Below are 15,975 nucleotides of genomic sequence, written 5' to 3'. Positions count from 1 at the left end.
GCAAGGCAAGCTGTGCCGACCATTTCTGCGATCAGTTCGGCATCAAGCCTCGATTTCCAGCGCCGACAGTGGCTTGGAACAACAGGCCAGGATGAAGCCATCGTCGACCTCATGATCGAGGATGCCGCCATTGTGGCTCATCTCGACGCTGCCGGAGACTTTCTTCACCTTGCAGGTTCCGCACAGGCCGAATTCGCAGGCCGCCGGTATCCGCACGCCCGAGGCACGCGCCGTCTGCAGCACGGTCTGGCCGGCGACGCATTCGGCGTCGACATCCGAAAGCGCGAAGCGGATCGGCGTCGCGGCTTCGACGGGGACAGCCACACCGTCCTGCGCCGGCGCCGCGAACGGGGCCGGGATTTCCTCCACGGTCGGTGCGGCAAAGCTCTCCTGATGGTACTTTGTCATGTCGAAGCCGGCGGCTTCCAGCATGCCGCGCACGGCGCGCATGAAGGGATCTGGGCCGCAGCAGAAGATTTCGCGTTCGCGGAAATCGGGTGCCAGGAGCGGCAGCCGGATGGCGTCGATGCGGCCCATATGGCCGTACCAGCCCTCGCGGCTCGACCGCTCCTCGATCATGAAGCCGAGCGACAGGCCCGGCATATGGCCACCGAGCAGCTCGAGCTCCTTGCGAAAGATGATCTCTTCCGGGCGCCGCGCGCAGTTGACGAAGCCGACATCGGTCCATGGCGCGCAGTCGTTCAGCCAGCGCAGCATCGACATCATCGGCGTCACGCCGGAACCGGCCGAGACGAACAGATACTTCGCCGCCGGATGGCTGTGCAGTGAAAAGTCGCCGCCTGGTCCATAGGCCTTGACGTGCGAGCCCGGCGCCAGGTGATCGAACATCCAGCGTGTGCCGACGCTGCCCGCCTGCGCCTTCACCGTCACCGCGATCGAGAACGGCCGCGACGGCGAGGACGACAGCGTATAGGTACGCATCAGCGATCCGTCCGGCGTCGGCAGTTCCAGCGTCACGAACTGGCCTGGCTTATAGCGGAACCAGGTCTGGTTGTCGGACCGGAAGGTGAAGGTCTTCACGTCCGGCGCCTCGTCGCTGACGCCGGTCACTTCCAGCACCTGCAGCCTGTCGTTCCAGGGCGCCATCTGGTCGAGATGACGATAAAGGCCAAGGTCGGTCATCGCATTCATCCCTCAGCCTCTCATGCGACGCTGCGCAGCGCGGGCCGGCCACCTTCGGCAAGGCGCGGTCCGATGAAGCGGGCATACCAGTCGACGAACTGGATCACACCGCCCTCATGCAGCTCGGAATAGGGGCCGGGCTCGTAAGCGGGCGATAGGATACCGAAGGCGTTCTCTTCGACGATGCGGCGATCCTGGTCGTTGGTTTCGGTCCAGACATGGGTGAGTTCGGCGAGATCGTAGTCGACGCCCTCGACCGCATCCTTGTGTACCAGCCATTTGGTCGTCACCGCCGTCTCCGTGGCGCTGACCGGCAGCACGCGGAAGGTGACGGCATGGTCGATGAGGATATGATTCCAGGTTGTCGGGTAGTGATAGTGCATCAGCGTGCCGATCCGGTCGCCCGAGACGCTGTCGGACAGGTTCTTCTTCACCGCCCGCCTGCCGGTCATCGTGTAGCTCTGGGCATCGCGCAGCAGCGGCGCGCGGGTGGCGCGGTATTGCCCGGCCGGGTCGATGCGGAATTTGCTGGGTAGGCCAGCAGCCTCGCATTTCGCCCAGTGCGCCAGCATCTCCGGATCGCTGTCGGCCCCTTGCACGCCGGTCACGGTCGGTGCTTCCGGGAAGGTCTTGCACAGCTCCGGATGATTGCCCGCGCAATGATAGCATTCGCGGTTGTTTTCCCAGACCAGCTTCCAGTTGCCCTTCTCGATGATCGTGCTCTCGAAGGCGATCTTGGCCTCGCTGAGCCGGTGCGGCTTCAGATAGGGCTCGATCATCGCCCGCATCGGCGCGAAGTCGGCGGGCTCCTTGGCCAGGCAGATGAAGACATAGCCGGCGACGCTTTCGCAGGCGACCGGCTTCAGCCCGAACTGGCTCTTGTCGAACCCATCGGCCATCTGGCGGGCGAACAGCAGCCGGCCGTCGAGCTCGTAGGTCCACTGGTGATAGGGACAGACCAGTTTGGCGGCCATGCCCTTGTCGGTGTTGCAGACGCGGCTGCCGCGATGGCGGCAGGAATTATGGAAGGCGTTGATCTTGCCCTGCTGATCGCGCACCAGCACGACTGGATAATCGCCGATCTGCACGGTGATGAAGCTGCCCGGCTTGGGCAATTCGCAATCATGGCCGATGAACAACCAGTCGCGATACCAGATCAGCTCCATGTCCAGCTTGAAGTAGTCCGGGTCGGTGTAAAAGGGCTGTTCCAGCGAAAAGCCTTGTTTGCGGCTGTTCAAGAGCCTCAGCATGTCGTTGCGCGCGTCCATGTCCTGTCCTCAGTTTCAAGGACTGAACTGGTGGTGATTGAGGAAGGACTGGACGCAGATCGGCGAAAAGCCGGACAAACACCATCCGCCTCTTGACCGCCCACCGCGATCAGTCGAGTTCTAGCCATCTCGGGCTGGTTTCCGGGCTCTGGAGTTGTCCTTGCGGACCATCGCGACACCTTCCCAAGCCTTCGCCCAGTGGTCTCCCGTTGCGACTTGAACTCCACCACCGTTGCGGGGGCAGCGCCGGAATCTGACCGGCTTCCCAATTCTCCGCTCCATCGTCACGCAGCGGCACCTGAGATGCCTGATCTAATCACGACAGGCTTTGCGACATCGGCACGAAAGCGACATCGCATCCATGCGGCGCGACACGCACGCTGGATCGTCGTGACAGGGTCGTAGCCGTTGGAATCGAACTCCGTCGCCAGACGCGCCGGCACCGTTTTCGACCCCTTTGCCGCGGGCGAGAAGGTTAACGGTTTCAAAAAGTGACTATTAGCAGAGTCTAAAATCGAACCGAACGGTTCGTTTCTGTTGACGGTGCGTGCAAGACCGTGTGAACGCCGAGCCTCCGACACAGTTGATGATCGAGGCGTTGGCTTTAGATAACCAATTGATATCACGAAGAAAAAGAGCGGATTTGGAAAGCCCTGGTACAATTTCAAGTGGTGGGGTCATGGTCCACGCTGAACAACTTCGTGATTGGAAACGGCCGGGGGGCTCTCCCACATCGGGGCTGTCCGAACGACGCGATTTTAATCCCAAGACACGCCGCTAGACGGACGGAAAAATACTGGAGTACCCAAAATGAAAAAGATTGTTCTCACTGCCGCCGCCGTTCTGGCGATTTCCGGCAGCGCCTTCGCTGGTAGCGACAATTACGGTTCGAACGGCGCCAATCAGCCCGCAGCAGCCGTGGACAGCTCGTACACCGCTTCGACCTCCACCAAGACGTCGGAGCCGGTTGCTCAGGCGCCTGCTCAGGGCAGCGATCGCAACCTCTTCGGCCGCTAACGGCCTATCCGCACGGATGGCGGGCTTGCCCGCCGGTCCGGTGGAATTCAAGAAATTCAGGAGTGTCTAAAATGAACAAGATCCTTATTGCCGCCGCCGCCGTTCTGGCTATTTCCGGCAGCGCTTTTGCCAGCGACAACTATGGCTCCAACGGTGCCAACCAGCCTGCTGCCGCGGTGGACAACTCGTACACCGCTTCGGTCGACAAGTCGGCTCCTGCCAACCAGGAGCCCGTCCAGCACGGCGCCGATCGCAACCTGTTCGGCAACAACTAACATCTCGTCAAGCAGGGACGGCGCGCTCAGCCCGTCCCTTGAATTCGAAAATATCGGAGTAAAAAAATGAAAAAGATTGTTCTTACCGCCGCCGCTCTTCTGATTGCCGCTGGCGGCGCCTATGCCGGCAACGACAACGTTGGCGGCACCGACATCAACAAGCAGGCGACCGTCAACGTCGATACGTCGCATACGGGTTCGATCCGCAACAGCGACTCGCCCGTCTACAAGCTGCTCAATTCGTCCGGCGACGTGCAGAAGCCGGCGCATCAGGGTGCTGATCGCAATCTCTTCGGCAACAACTAACCAGCCGTGGTGATATACAAAAGAGAGCGGCGGGCTTGCCCGCCGCTCTCTTTTTGCGTCGTCGAGACAGGTTGTGGTCTCAGGCGGCTTTTGCTTCCGCTTCGTGCAGCGCGAACGACCGTCCATCCGCATCGAAGATATGAAGGTCTCCGGCATTGGCGGTCAGCCGCAGCGTCGAGCCGCGCTTGACCTCGACATTGCCCGGCAACTTGGTCACCAGCGGCAGGTCGGCACGGCCGATGTCGATATAGACCAGTTGGACCTCGCCGAGCTGCTCGAGATAATCGACCGTCCCCTCGAACAGATAGTCGCTACCACTGGCGATCGCGAGATCTTCCGGCCGCACGCCGAAGCTGACCGCCGCTCCCTTTGCCGAAGCAGGCGTCGCGATCGGTACCGTCGCCTTGCGTCCGCCGACATGGCTGATGATGGTTGGGTCGCCCGTCCTGTCGACCGTCGCCGGCAGGATGTTCATGGCCGGTGAGCCGATGAACTGGGCGACGAAGAGGTTGCCGGGGTTCTTGTAGAGCTCCATGGGCGTGCCGACCTGCTCGATGTGGCCGTCCTTCAGCACGACGATGCGGTCGGCCAGCGTCATCGCCTCGACCTGGTCGTGCGTGACATAGATCATGGTCGTGTTGGGCATCGATTCCTTGAGCTTGGCGATCTCGATACGCGTGGCGACGCGCAGTGCCGCATCAAGGTTCGACAGCGGTTCGTCGAACAGGAACACCTTCGGATTGCGCACGATGGCTCGCCCGATGGCGACACGCTGGCGCTGGCCGCCCGACATCGCCTTGGGCAGGCGGTCGAGATATTTGGTCAGCTGCAGGATTTCGGCGGCCTGCCGCACCCGCTTGTCGATCTCGGCCTTGCTTTCCTTGCCGATCTTCATCGAGAAGGCCATGTTGTCGTAGACGGTCATGTGCGGATAGAGCGCGTAGGACTGGAACACCATGGCGATGCCGCGCTTCGACGGCGGCACGTCGTTGACCACCTGGCCGTCGATCCTGAGTTCACCCGACGTGATCTCCTCGAGCCCGGCGATCGAGCGCAGCAAGGTCGACTTGCCGCAGCCCGACGGACCGACGAAGACGATGAACTCGCCCGATTTGATGTCGAGGTCGATGCCGTGGAGAATGTTGAGATTCCCGTAGGACTTCTTCACTTGCCTCAAATTGACATCGGCCATTGATTTCCTCCAGTGATTCCTCAGATGTTTCAGCCTATGCGCCCGAACCAGGCGCCGTAACCGCCGAGTTCGATCGAGCCGGTGCTCGCCTGCCCGGAAAACCCGTGTCCCGCCAAAGGTTGCAGGGTTCGGTTGCCGAGGTCAACCTTCGCCGGCGCGGCAGCCAGATTGAAGACGCAGACGACCTCCTCATTGCCCGCCCGGCGGGTGAAGGCGACGGTGTCGCCCTGGCTTTCGATGAAGGTGATGTCGCCCTTGGCCAGCGCCGGATGGGCGCGGCGGAAGGCAAGAAAGCGCCGGTAATGCTCGAGCAGCGAGGTTTCGTCACCTTGCTGCACGTTGACCGCCTTTGACAGATGCTTGGCTGGCACCGGCAGCCAGGGCTTTGCCTGGGAGAAGCCGCCATTCCTGGCGCTGCCATCCCATACCATGGGCGTGCGGCAGCCGTCACGGCCCTTGAATTCGGGCCAGAAGCGAATGCCATAGGGGTCCTGCAGGTCCTCGAAGCGCAGATCGGCCTCGCCGAGCCCGAGTTCTTCGCCCTGGTAGATGCAGACCGAGCCGCGCAACGACATCAGCAATGCCGAGATGACCTTGAGATAAGCGGTCGGGTCGGCTTCGTCGGCGGCCCAGCGCGAAGCCGGGCGCATCACGTCATGGTTGGAAAACGCCCAGCACGACCAGCCGTCGCTGGCCACCCTGCCAAAAGCTTCCAGCACCGAGCGGACCTTGGCGGCGCTGATCTTTTCCGGCGCCAGGAAGTCGAAGGAATAGCACATATGCACGCGCTTGCCGCCGGCGGTATAGGCGGCGACCACGTTCAGCCCGCGCTGCGAATCGCCAACTTCGCCGACCGCGGCGGTGGCCGGATACTCGTCGAGCAGCGCCCGGAAACGCTCGAGGAAGGCGAGGTTCTCCGGCCGGCTCTTGTCGTAGATATGATCCTGGTAGTTGTAGGGGTTGACCGCCGGCGCCGTCTGGTCGTTGCGCTCTTCCGGCGGCAGCGGCGGGTTGTTTTCCAGTCCCTGGCTGTGGAAGTAGAAATTGATCGTGTCGAGGCGGAAGCCATCGACGCCGCGCTCCAGCCAGAAGCGGGTGACGTCGAGCAGCGCGTCCTGGACCTCGCGGCTGTGGAAGTTGAGGTCGGGCTGCTCGGCCAGGAAATTGTGCAGGTAGTATTGCTGGCGACTTGTGTCCCATTGCCAGGCCGAGCCGCCGAAGATCGACAGCCAGTTGTTCGGCGGCGTGCCGTCGGGCCTTGCGTCCGCCCAGACATACCAGTCGGCCTTCGGATTGGCGCGGCTGGAGCGGCTTTCCTTGAACCAGGGGTGGATGTCGGCGGTATGCGACAGCACCTCGTCGATCATCACCTTGAGACCCAGCCGGTGTGCCTCCGCCGTCAGGGCGTCGAAATCCGCCAGCGTGCCGAACATCGGGTCGACGTCGCAATAATCCGAGACGTCGTAGCCGAAATCCTTCATTGGCGATTTGAAGAACGGCGAGATCCAGATGGCATCCGCGCCAAGGGTGGCAATGTAGGGCAGCCTGCCGATGATGCCCTTGAGGTCGCCGATGCCGTCGCCATTGGAGTCCTGGTAGCTGCGCGGATAGATCTGGTAGATCACCGCGCCCCGCCACCAGTCGCGGTCGACGGCGGGGTCTGGTTTCGAAGTCGCCTTCAAAGCCGATTGCATGGTCTCAACCTCCTTTCACCGAGCCGGCCAGCAGCCCGCGGACGAAATAGCGCTGCAGCGAGAAGAAGACGATCAGCGGCACGATGATGGTGATGAAGGCCGATGTCGTCAGGATCTCCCAGTTGCCGCCACGCGAGCCGAGCAGCGCATTGAGCTTGGCCGTCAGCACGATCTGGTCGGGCGCGGTTCCGAGGAAAACCATTGCCACCAGGAGATCGTTCCATACCCACAGGAATTGGAAGATGGCGAAGGAGGCAAGCACCGGGAAGGACAGCGGCAGCACGATCTTGACGAAGATCTCGAAATCGCTGGCGCCGTCGATGCGCGCCGATTCCATGATCTCGCGCGGCAGGCCGGCAATATAGCTCCGAAGCAGATAGATGGCGAAGGGCAGGCCGAAGCCGGTATGCGCCAGCCAGATGCCGAGATAGGTTTTGGACGGCACGCCGAAGAAAGTGCCGACGCCGTTGTAGAGCCTGAGCAGCGGGATCAGCGACATCTGCAGCGGCACCACCAGGAGGCCGATGATGACCGCTATCAGCAAGGCGCGTCCGGGAAACCGCATCCAGGCCAGCGCGTAGGCGGCAAAGGCCGCGATCAGGATCGGGATCACGGTCGCCGGTATGGTGACCGTCAGCGAATTCATGAAGGAGCGGCCGATGCCTTCGGAGAACAGCACGGTCTGGTAGTTGTCGGGGGTGAATTTCGGCGGCGCCGACGAGGCATAGTAGACGCGCTGGCCGCGATCGCCTTCGAAGGCCTTGGGCGATGCCATGACGAAGCTGCCGTCGGCACTGACCTGCAGGGTCACCCCGTCACCGAGGTCGGCCGATGTGCCGGCCGGATATTGTGTAGGTGCTGCTGCCTTGACGCCGAAGGCGCTGATGTTGCGCTTGGCGCCGTCGCCGAAGATGTTGCCCTCGAGGACGAACTTGCCGTCCTTCTGGGTCTGCGCGGAGGCGGGCGGCAGGCGCCCAGCCTCGGTCTGGCTGGAGCTGGCGAAGGAATTCCACCAGCCCGAGGCGATGATCTGGTCCTTGTCGCGCAGCGACGAGACGAGGATGCCGAGCGTGGGGATGGTCCAGATCACCACGAAGACGAGCACCGCGATATGGACGCCGAAACGGCTGGCGAAGGAATTTCCGGTCGCGACGGCCATATCAGTGCCCTCCCGTCTCTTTGTTGGCCTGGCGGATGTTCCAGATCATGATCGGAATGACCGCGATCATGATGATGATGGCAATGGTCGCGCCGCGGCCGAAGTCGCCGCCGCCGCGGAACATCCAGTCGAACATCAGATTGGCCAGCACCTGGCTGTTCCATTGGCCGTTGGTCATGGTCAGGACGATGTCGAACACCTTCAGCACCAGGATGGTGATGGTGGTCCACACCACCGCGATGGTGCCCCAGATCTGCGGCACCATGATCTTCCAGAAGATCTGGAACGGATTGGCGCCATCTATGACCGCGGCTTCCAGCGTTTCTTCGGGGATGCCGCGCAGCGCAGAGGACAGGATGACCATGGCGAAACCGGTCTGGATCCAGATCAGGATGATCATCAGGAAGAAGTTGTTCCAGAACGGCAGTGATATCCAGACCTGCGGCTGGCCGCCGAAATGCTGGATGATGGCGTTGAGCAGGCCGATCTGGATCTGGCCGTCGCCACGATATTCGTAGATGAACTTCCAGATCACGCTGGCGCCGACGAAGGAGATGGCCAGTGGCAGGAAGATCAGGCTCTTGGCGATCGTGCCCCACCATATCTTGTCGGTGAGCACGGCGATGATCAGGCCGAGGAAGGTGCAGGCCGCCGGCACCACCGCCAGCCACAGGATGTTGTTCAGGATCGCGTTCCGCAGATCCGGGTCGCGCAGCGCCCACTCGTAGTTGGAGACCCCCACGAAATTCGTGCCGCCGCGGCCGAAGAAAGACAGCCACAGCGTCGCGATCACCGGATAGATCAGGTAGATGGTCAGGATGATCAGCGCCGGACCCACGAACAGCCAGGGCCGCACCAATCCCTGCCGGCGTAGATTGTTGACGGCGGCCGTCCCGGACACCCCACGCGCTGGGAAGATCAGGTCGAGCAGTTTGTTGGCGCCCCAGAAATAGGCGACACAGCCACCGACGCCGATGATGATGACGAATATTGCCGAGAAAATCTGAGCCGCCATGGGTCCCTCTCCCTGCGCATGATCGGCCAGGCCATGCTGGCGACCGGATGCGCCGACTTTCAGTCATTCGGAACAATCGAAACGCGAAGGCTACGGCGGGCATCGCCGGTCGGGATCCGGGCGTAGCCCGGATCCAGTAGCAAGATCAGGAAGGATCAGCTCGCGCCGCGGCCGCCTACTTGATGGCGTCCCAGCTCTTCTGGATGTCGGTGGCGACGTCCTGGGCGGACTTGCCGCCGACCAGGTCGATCATGCCGGTCCAGAAGGACCCGGCGCCGACCTTGCCGGGCATCAGGTCGGAGCCGTCGAAGCGGACCGTCGTGGCGCCGACCAGGATCTCGCCCTGCTTCTTCAGCGCATCGCTGCCATAGGCGTCCTTGTTGGCCCCCTTGAAGGGGGTGACGAAGCTCTTCTGCGCCATCCACAATTCATGCGCGAGCGGCATCTGCAGGAACTTGATGAATTCGCGCGAGGCCTTGGAATCCTTGGTGATCATCACCAGCGTTCCGGCCACTTCCAGCGGCGTTCCCAGTTCCGGCTTGGAGGCGTAGGGCGGGTAGGGGAAGAAGTCCGCATCCTGGCCGAGCTTTGTGCCCTCGGGGAAGAAAGAGGGGATGAACGATGCCTGGTGATGCATGTAGCATTTCGGCGGGACGGTGAAGAGGCCCTTCGGGCTGTCGCGGAAGTCGGTCGCCGCGACCGCCTTGGCGCCGCCGTCGACCATCTTGTCGTCGGTGGCGATCTTGCCGAAGATGTCGATGGCGTTGACCACTGCCGGATCGGTGAACGGGATCTCGTTCTTTACCCACTTGTCGTAGACTTCGGGCGGCTGCGTGCGCAGCATGATGTCCTCGACCCAGTCGGTCGCCGGCCAGCCGGTCGCGCCGCCCGAACCAAGCCCGATGCACCACGGCTTGCCGCCATCGGCGATGATCTTCTTCTCGAGTTCGGCGAGCTCTTCCTGCGTCTTCGGCACCTTGTAACCGGCTTCCTGGAAATTGTCGGGCGAGTACCAGACCAGTCCCTTGACGTCGATCTTGTAGGGAAAGGCATAGAAGCCCGGCTTGCCGTCCTTGCCCGTATAGGTGCCAAGCTTGGCCCAGGAGTCGCCGGCGGCGTAATTCTCCTTGACCCAGGCCGCGACGTCGTCGCCGAGCGGGGTCAGCACGCCCTTGGAAGCAAGGTCCTGGATGAGGCCCGGCTGCGGCAGGACAGCGATGTTGGGCGGGCTGCCGGCCTGGGTGTCGATGACGATCTGCTGTTCGTAATTCTCGGACGAGGAATATTTGACCTCTGCGCCGGTGGCCTCGGAGAAATAATCGAGTACCGACCGGACGAGCGTCTCGTCCTCGCCGCGCCACGGTCCGAAGATCGACAGGGTCTCGCCCTTGAGGTCGACTTTCTTGAGGTCTTCATAATTCGCCCAGTGAAAGCGCTGGTCCTCGCCGGGCTTGAACTTCAAGTCGGCGTGCGCGGGCGCGCTCAGGGCGAATGCGGCAGACGCAACGCCCAGCAAAAGCATTTTCTTCATCGGTATTCCTCCCAGTGGGTCACACACACCGGACGGAACCTCCATTCCGCCCGCCGACGCCGCAGGACTGTGACTCAGTCGCAAGGGAACCGCAACCTTTCGAAGAGTCTTCCAAAGCGCTTTGGCTTTGTCGATCTCGCCATTGAATCGATCAGGAGTCAATAGGGTTCGCAAGTTAATCGATTTAATTGCCAGCAGCCACGGCTCGAAAAGTGCGCCGCAACATGCTTTTTTGGCGGTGCAACAGCAATTTCTGTTTCAAACCCGGGTCCGGCACGCTTATGGTCTCTGCGATATGGCCGCATCCCGGATCATGTTTGGGTCGATTCAATTTAAAAGCGCTTTGAGGCAGGGAGGCCTCTCGTGAACCTCAAGCAACTCGCGCATATGCTGGCGCTTTCGCAGACCACGGTAAGCCGGGCGCTGAACGGCTATCCCGAAGTCAACGAGGAAACCCGCAGGCGCGTGATGGACGCCGCCAAGCGCCACGGCTATCGTCCCAATCCGAGCGCGCGCCGGCTGGCCACAGGCAAGTCCGGAATGATCGGCTACGTCCTGCCGACAGGTGCCGCCGTCGACATCGATCCCCACTTCGTCGAATTCCTGTCCGGCCTTGGCGACTATGCCCGCTCGCACGAGCTCGACCTTGTCCTGTCCCCGACCGATGCCGACGACCAGGAAACGACCTACCGGCGCATCGTCGCCAACCGGCAGGTTGACGCTGTCTACATCTCTTCGCCGAGGCCGCAGGATCGGCGCGTGGCGCTGGTCGACACGCTCGGCATTCCCTTCATCGTCCATGGCCGCAGCGAGGGCCTGGACTTCGACTATCCCTTTCTCGACATCGACAATGAAGGCGCTTTCCACGAGGCGGCGCGGCTGCTCGTGCAGCTCGGCCACCGGCGGCTGGCGCTGATCAACGGCGATGACAGGGAAACCTTCGCCATTCATCGCGAGCGCGGCATGCGCCGGGCGCTGGCCGCAAGCGGCCTGCCATTGGGCGAGCGACACGTCTGCTCCGTCGTCATGACCGAAGAGAACGGCTATCGCGCCGCCCGGCGCCTGCTCGAGCAGGACGGGGCGCCGACGGCAATCGCCTGCTCAAGCCTGATCATGGCGCTCGGCGTCGTGCGCGCGGTGCGTGATCTTGGCCTCGGCATTCCCGGCGATGTCTCGCTGATCGCCCATGACGACGTCTTTCCCTGGCTGAAGCCGGAGAATTTTTCCGTGCCGCTGTCCACGACGCGCTCCTCGATCCGGCTGGCCGGCGCACGCATCGCCGAGCGGCTGGCGGCCCGGATATCGGGGCTCGAGGACGGCGCCCGCGGCGAGGTCTGGCCGGTCGACCTTGTGGTCAGGGGATCGGTGGCGGGGGCGCCGAGGTAGAGATCAGTCGTTTAATTCTCGTTGAGCCAATTTCACTTGGTAGGCGCTTCTCGGATGCCTTCTCCGTCGCCATGCGTTGAGAAGTATAATCAGTATAATATATCCGAGTAGTACAACGAAACCCAATAGCCTACCAAGCGTCTCGACATAGAAAAAAATAATTAGAGATGCGGCTACAGCCGCGATGTAATATAGGACGGAAGACCAGACGTATTTCTCCATTTGAGAGCTAGTCATCCATCGGCCTTGTTGTAGGGACTTCTCGTTTCACAATTCTCTCATGAGCGGTCGGACTACTCCTTCGCCGCTCCGGCTGCCCTGATGTCCAGCAGGCCGTAGCCGAAATCATTGTCCCGCCCTTTCGGGCCGAGGTCCCTCGCGGTGTCGGCAAGTGCCTTCTCGATCTCGTCGGCCGAGCGGTCGGGCGCGGCGTGGATGAGGTTGGCGATGGCGCCGCTGACAACAGCCGCGGCAAACGAGGTGCCCGTAACGACGTCCGAGCCGGCGCCGCTCGGCGCCACCATCTCGACGCCCGGCGCCGAGATGAAGACATAAGCGCCGCGATTGGCCTGCGGCATCAGCCCGTCCTTGGCGTCGGTGGCTGTCACCGCGATGACGCCGTCAAAGGCGGCTGGGTAGCCATAGGGCGCCTTCGGGCCGTTGTTGCCGGCTGCCGCGACCAGAACCATGCCGAGCGCCCGTGCATTGCGGCAGGCGGTGCCGAGCAGGTCGTTTTTCGGGCCGACGAAGCTCATGTTGACGATGCTGACATTCTGGTCGGCCGCCCAGTCGAGCGCCGTCAGGATGACGTCCATGGTCGACTTGCCGCCCTCGAAGGCGCGCGCATGGTAGATTTTCGCGCCCGGCGCCATGCCTTCCAGAGGGCCGACGCCGGCGATCAGACCGTCGACGGAGGTGCCATGATCGCGCTTTTCGATCGGCACGCCGGGCATCGCGTCGAACTGCGCGGCAATGACTCCGGCAAGTGCGGGATTGGTGTCGTCGATGCCGGTATCGATGACGGCGACGCGGACGTTTTCGCCACTGGCCTGTTTGGCGTCGAGCGCGATGCGGTCGAAGGCATAGTTGACGATGCTGGCCGCCTGCTGCAGCGAATAGATGTGGTTGGGCTCGCGGCGCTCGGTGCGGCCATCGGCGGCGAGCTGCGCCAGAACGACGCCGACCGGACGGCCGTCGGGAATGCCGAAACGCACCAAGGTGGTGCCGAGCAGGCGGGACTGGCGCTGCGAGCGCACTTCAAGGCCGAAGGAGGCGGCGATCTGCTGCACGGCGCCGGCATCGCCATTGACGGTCACCAGCACCTCGTCGGGCACGAACTCGCCGGTCACGGCGCGCGGCGGCTGAACGGCGATCAGATCGGTCGGCGAGACGATCGGGCCACTTGCTGGCAGGCCGGCCTGGTTGCCTCCAGGGGGTGTCGCGGGCTCCGGCTGTGGCGTCGGCACCGGTGCGGGAGGGGCGACCGGGTTGGGGAAGAGGTCGACGATCAAGGCGGGCAGAAAAACGGCGCCGGCCTGGGCCGCACCCGTCCCGCCCTTGGTGCCGCCGCCGTTCTTGACGCATTCGGCTGCTGTCGCATTGGCCTCTTTGCTGCAATCGATTTTCGTCCGCTCGGGAGTGGCATCGTTGCTCTGCGCCGACGCAGGCACGGCGGCGATTGTCATCGCCGCCGCAAGGATAGCCGCAAATCGAATGACCGCCTCAGCCGCCATCAACAGGTTTCCTTCCCTCGATCACAGTCTCCGCGAAAGGCTGGGCGGCAATAAGGCCGCGCAGTTTCTCATAGTCGGCGGCTGTCGTCGCCGGAATGGCGAGCCTGAAGACGCCGTCGGCGGTCGGTCCTCCGATGATCCTGAGCTTGTTGGCGTCGAGGAAGGCGGCAATATCGGCCATCCTGGCATCCGGCTTGAATTTGACCAGAGCGAACGGCAATTTGGCCAGATCGTCTTGTGCGCCGGCGACCTCGAAATTGCCGCCCTTGCCGCCGGGCTGCATCAGCGACTGCACCGCGATCAAGGCGAGCAGCACCGCAGCCGCCGCCCAGGCGACGCCGACCGGCACCGCCATGAAGCGGCCCCAGGCCTGCGCCAGCCAGGATGCGCTAGCAGGCGCCCGAGCCGGCCCTGCCTCCGCGTCGAGCGCCTTGGCGAAGCGGCTGAGCGCATCGGCCGGCGGACGGATCGTCTCATTGGCGGCCGCCGTGCCGGAGAACTCGGCTTCCGCCTCGCCGAGCGCGGCAAGTGCCGCGGGATCGTTGGCCAGCCATTCTTCGATGGCTTCCAGATCCGAACCTTCGAGCGAACCGTTCAGGTAGAACGGCAGCAGCGTTTCCATTTCGTCGCGGCGCGACATCTTTTCAGCGGCGCTCATGGCCACCCCCTGTCGTAACCGGCGGCCTTCAGGGCTTCGCCGAGTTTCTTGCGGGCGTAGAACATACGGGTCTTGACGGTCGCTACCGGGATGTCGAGCACCTGTGCGATCTCGGTCACCGATTGCCCCTGATAATAGGCGAGGTCGATCACCGTGCGGTGCTCCTCGGGCAAGGCGTCGATGAGGCGGCGCAAGGCAGCGGCCTTGTCCTCCTTCATGGTGACGACTTCGGGCGTGTCGGCGCTGTCGGGGACCGCGGCGGCGGCCTCGTCGTCGATCCAGTCTTCCTTCTTCTTGCGCAGCAGCGAGAGCGCCTTGAAGCGGGCGATGCCGAGCAGCCATGTCGAGACTTCGGAGCGCCCTTCGAAGCCCGGAGCCTGGCGCCACAGTTCGAGGAACACCTCGTTCGCGATATCGTCAGCCATCATTTCCGATCCCGTCTGGCGCGCCACGAAGCGGTAGATCCGCGCGTGGTGACGCATGAACAGGAGCCGCACGGCGGCCCGGTCGCCCTTCGCGACCCGGTCGACAAGCGCGCGATCGGTCTCCGTCGCCGCCGTCATGGCCGGTCGAGCCGCCTGGCTCCTGTCTGCTCTGTCGCCGATCGGTCCAAAAAGGTTCATCCTCCGCCAAGGAATTCTGGGAGGCTAACCGAAGAGCGGGGACGTGGCCAGAGCATCCCTTCTCCCGTTTCACGGGGAGAAGATGCCGGCAGGCGGATGAGGGGCGGTGCCAGCCGCTTGATCAGGTGAGAAAAGCCTTCGCCTTCATCGTCGCCGGCACCGGCACGCCCAGCCGGCTCAACACCGTTGGTGCCAGTTGTAACTGGTCGAGCAGTGTGTCGGCCTGCGGCCCCTTGCCCTGTCCGAAATAATACAGCGCGAAATCCTGCATCTCGTCGTCATGGCCGCCATGATGGCCGCGGTCGGTCTGGCCGTGGTCGGCGGTGACCATGACCTCGTAGCCGGCCTCGATCCAGCCCGGCAAGAAGGCCGCCAGCATGCCGTCCACGGCGTAGCAGGCATGGTCCATCTCGTGGCAGTCATGGCCGAAACGATGGCCCATCGAGTCCAGCGTGCAGGTGTGCAGGATGCCGTAATCGATGCCATGGCGCCGGGTGAGCATGGTCAGTGTCGCGAACAGGTCGACATCACTCGGCGTCATCTGGTTCTTGAGATTGTAGCCGGTCATGGAGTGGAAGCGGCCGTGCGTGATCGGCCCGCCGGGCTCGTCATACTCCATGTCCTCGATCAGGTCGAACGGGTAGGAGCGGAAGAATTCGGACCAGTAGGAATGGGTGACCGCGCCGGTCTTGCCGCCGGCCTTGCTGACTTCCGAGAAGATGTCGGGCTGCCCGACGCGAAAGCGGTTCTCGTTGGACAGGATGCCGTGCACCTGCGGCGACACGCCCGTGTGGATCGAGGCATAGCAGCAGGCCGAGGTCGACGGCAGCACCGAGCGCATCTTCCACACCCGAGCCTCGCCCGACTGCACCCAGCCTTCGAGATTGCCCATCAGCCGGCGCCAGTTGCGGTATGGAACGCCGTCGAGGATGATCAGCAGAAGCTTGGTCTTGAGCGCCACGGACGGCTCCATGC

Annotated in this window: 15 protein-coding genes and 1 riboswitch; of the genes, 4 read left to right on the top strand and 11 right to left on the bottom strand. The window is 63.0% G+C overall.

Annotation, left to right across the window (positions count from 1 at the left end):
• Positions 1-42: 42 nt before the first annotated feature.
• Complete coding sequence (locus tag FJW08_RS13605) at positions 43-1,143, bottom strand: hybrid-cluster NAD(P)-dependent oxidoreductase (RefSeq protein ID WP_140810995.1); 1,101 nt, start codon at positions 1,141-1,143, stop codon at positions 43-45.
• Between the two features lie 20 nt (positions 1,144-1,163).
• On the bottom strand, positions 1,164-2,411 hold the full coding sequence (locus FJW08_RS13600) for an aromatic ring-hydroxylating dioxygenase subunit alpha (protein WP_140810994.1): 1,248 nt from the start codon (positions 2,409-2,411) through the stop codon (positions 1,164-1,166).
• Positions 2,412-2,525: 114 nt separating this feature from the next.
• A riboswitch (cobalamin riboswitch) is annotated at positions 2,526-2,728 on the bottom strand.
• 493 nt (positions 2,729-3,221) lie between these two features.
• Here FJW08_RS13600 and FJW08_RS13595 point away from each other — a divergent pair.
• The 3 genes from FJW08_RS13595 to FJW08_RS13585 all read left to right on the top strand — a co-directional run bounded on the left by FJW08_RS13595 (position 3,222) and on the right by FJW08_RS13585 (position 4,009).
• A complete protein-coding gene (locus FJW08_RS13595) occupies positions 3,222-3,428 on the top strand; it encodes a DUF680 domain-containing protein (RefSeq protein WP_140810993.1) in 207 nt (68 codons plus the stop codon).
• 71 nt (positions 3,429-3,499) lie between these two features.
• Complete coding sequence (locus FJW08_RS13590; protein ID WP_140757199.1) at positions 3,500-3,703, top strand: DUF680 domain-containing protein; 204 nt, start codon at positions 3,500-3,502, stop codon at positions 3,701-3,703.
• 66 nt (positions 3,704-3,769) lie between these two features.
• Positions 3,770-4,009: a DUF680 domain-containing protein gene (locus FJW08_RS13585; protein WP_140757197.1), complete on the top strand. Its 240-nt coding sequence runs from the start codon at positions 3,770-3,772 to the stop codon at positions 4,007-4,009.
• Between the two features lie 79 nt (positions 4,010-4,088).
• Here FJW08_RS13585 and ugpC read toward each other — a convergent pair whose 3' ends face one another.
• The 5 genes from ugpC to FJW08_RS13560 all read right to left on the bottom strand — a co-directional run bounded on the left by ugpC (position 4,089) and on the right by FJW08_RS13560 (position 10,600).
• Positions 4,089-5,201 carry a sn-glycerol-3-phosphate ABC transporter ATP-binding protein UgpC gene (gene ugpC, locus FJW08_RS13580; protein WP_140810991.1) on the bottom strand — a complete coding sequence of 371 codons (1,113 nt, stop codon included), beginning with the start codon at positions 5,199-5,201 and terminating at the stop codon, positions 4,089-4,091.
• A 29-nt stretch (positions 5,202-5,230) separates the two neighbouring features.
• Positions 5,231-6,895 carry an alpha-glucosidase family protein gene (locus tag FJW08_RS13575; RefSeq protein ID WP_140810990.1) on the bottom strand — a complete coding sequence of 555 codons (1,665 nt, stop codon included), beginning with the start codon at positions 6,893-6,895 and terminating at the stop codon, positions 5,231-5,233.
• A gap of 4 nt (positions 6,896-6,899) precedes the next feature.
• Entirely contained in the window at positions 6,900-8,054 is a 1,155-nt protein-coding gene (locus tag FJW08_RS13570) for a carbohydrate ABC transporter permease (protein WP_140810989.1), read from the bottom strand.
• 1 nt (position 8,055) lies between these two features.
• Complete coding sequence (locus FJW08_RS13565; RefSeq protein WP_140810988.1) at positions 8,056-9,069, bottom strand: sugar ABC transporter permease; 1,014 nt, start codon at positions 9,067-9,069, stop codon at positions 8,056-8,058.
• 175 nt (positions 9,070-9,244) lie between these two features.
• Complete coding sequence (locus tag FJW08_RS13560; protein WP_140810987.1) at positions 9,245-10,600, bottom strand: ABC transporter substrate-binding protein; 1,356 nt, start codon at positions 10,598-10,600, stop codon at positions 9,245-9,247.
• 363 nt (positions 10,601-10,963) lie between these two features.
• Here FJW08_RS13560 and FJW08_RS13555 point away from each other — a divergent pair, with 363 nt between their 5' ends.
• Positions 10,964-11,986: a substrate-binding domain-containing protein gene (locus tag FJW08_RS13555; protein ID WP_140810986.1), complete on the top strand. Its 1,023-nt coding sequence runs from the start codon at positions 10,964-10,966 to the stop codon at positions 11,984-11,986.
• A gap of 293 nt (positions 11,987-12,279) precedes the next feature.
• On the opposite strand, the gene FJW08_RS13545 is transcribed toward FJW08_RS13555, so the two are convergent.
• The 4 genes from FJW08_RS13545 to FJW08_RS13530 form a co-directional block, all read right to left on the bottom strand.
• Positions 12,280-13,719, bottom strand: coding sequence for a S8 family serine peptidase (locus tag FJW08_RS13545; RefSeq protein ID WP_140810983.1), 1,440 nt, complete (start codon positions 13,717-13,719; stop codon positions 12,280-12,282).
• Positions 13,709-14,377 carry an anti-sigma factor gene (locus FJW08_RS13540; protein ID WP_140810982.1) on the bottom strand — a complete coding sequence of 223 codons (669 nt, stop codon included), beginning with the start codon at positions 14,375-14,377 and terminating at the stop codon, positions 13,709-13,711. Before FJW08_RS13540 ends, FJW08_RS13545 begins: the two co-directional genes overlap by 11 nt.
• Positions 14,374-14,940 (bottom strand): sigma-70 family RNA polymerase sigma factor, encoded by a 567-nt coding sequence (locus FJW08_RS13535; RefSeq protein ID WP_140810981.1) that lies wholly within the window; start codon positions 14,938-14,940, stop codon positions 14,374-14,376. The genes FJW08_RS13540 and FJW08_RS13535 overlap by 4 nt, the downstream gene beginning before the upstream one ends.
• A 181-nt stretch (positions 14,941-15,121) precedes the next feature.
• Positions 15,122-15,961, bottom strand: a complete 840-nt coding sequence (locus FJW08_RS13530; protein ID WP_140810980.1) for an alkaline phosphatase family protein — start codon at positions 15,959-15,961, stop codon at positions 15,122-15,124.
• Between the last annotated feature and the right edge of the window lie 14 nt (positions 15,962-15,975).

Source organism: Mesorhizobium sp. B3-2-1, assembly GCF_006439515.1.
Taxonomy (GTDB): domain Bacteria; phylum Pseudomonadota; class Alphaproteobacteria; order Rhizobiales; family Rhizobiaceae; genus Mesorhizobium.
Note: the sequence above shows the minus strand (reverse complement) of the source record. Positions and strands in the feature narration are given on the sequence as shown.

Coding starts and splice junctions, on each gene's coding strand:
- FJW08_RS13605 (WP_140810995.1), bottom strand. CDS start 1,143: ATGACCGACCTTGGCCTTTATCGTCATCTCGACCAGATGGCGCCCTGG.
- FJW08_RS13600 (WP_140810994.1), bottom strand. CDS start 2,411: ATGGACGCGCGCAACGACATGCTGAGGCTCTTGAACAGCCGCAAACAA.
- FJW08_RS13595 (WP_140810993.1), top strand. CDS start 3,222: ATGAAAAAGATTGTTCTCACTGCCGCCGCCGTTCTGGCGATTTCCGGC.
- FJW08_RS13590 (WP_140757199.1), top strand. CDS start 3,500: ATGAACAAGATCCTTATTGCCGCCGCCGCCGTTCTGGCTATTTCCGGC.
- FJW08_RS13585 (WP_140757197.1), top strand. CDS start 3,770: ATGAAAAAGATTGTTCTTACCGCCGCCGCTCTTCTGATTGCCGCTGGC.
- ugpC (WP_140810991.1), bottom strand. CDS start 5,201: ATGGCCGATGTCAATTTGAGGCAAGTGAAGAAGTCCTACGGGAATCTC.
- FJW08_RS13575 (WP_140810990.1), bottom strand. CDS start 6,895: ATGCAATCGGCTTTGAAGGCGACTTCGAAACCAGACCCCGCCGTCGAC.
- FJW08_RS13570 (WP_140810989.1), bottom strand. CDS start 8,054: ATGGCCGTCGCGACCGGAAATTCCTTCGCCAGCCGTTTCGGCGTCCAT.
- FJW08_RS13565 (WP_140810988.1), bottom strand. CDS start 9,069: ATGGCGGCTCAGATTTTCTCGGCAATATTCGTCATCATCATCGGCGTC.
- FJW08_RS13560 (WP_140810987.1), bottom strand. CDS start 10,600: ATGAAGAAAATGCTTTTGCTGGGCGTTGCGTCTGCCGCATTCGCCCTG.
- FJW08_RS13545 (WP_140810983.1), bottom strand. CDS start 13,719: ATGGCGGCTGAGGCGGTCATTCGATTTGCGGCTATCCTTGCGGCGGCG.
- FJW08_RS13540 (WP_140810982.1), bottom strand. CDS start 14,377: ATGAGCGCCGCTGAAAAGATGTCGCGCCGCGACGAAATGGAAACGCTG.
- FJW08_RS13535 (WP_140810981.1), bottom strand. CDS start 14,940: ATGACGGCGGCGACGGAGACCGATCGCGCGCTTGTCGACCGGGTCGCG.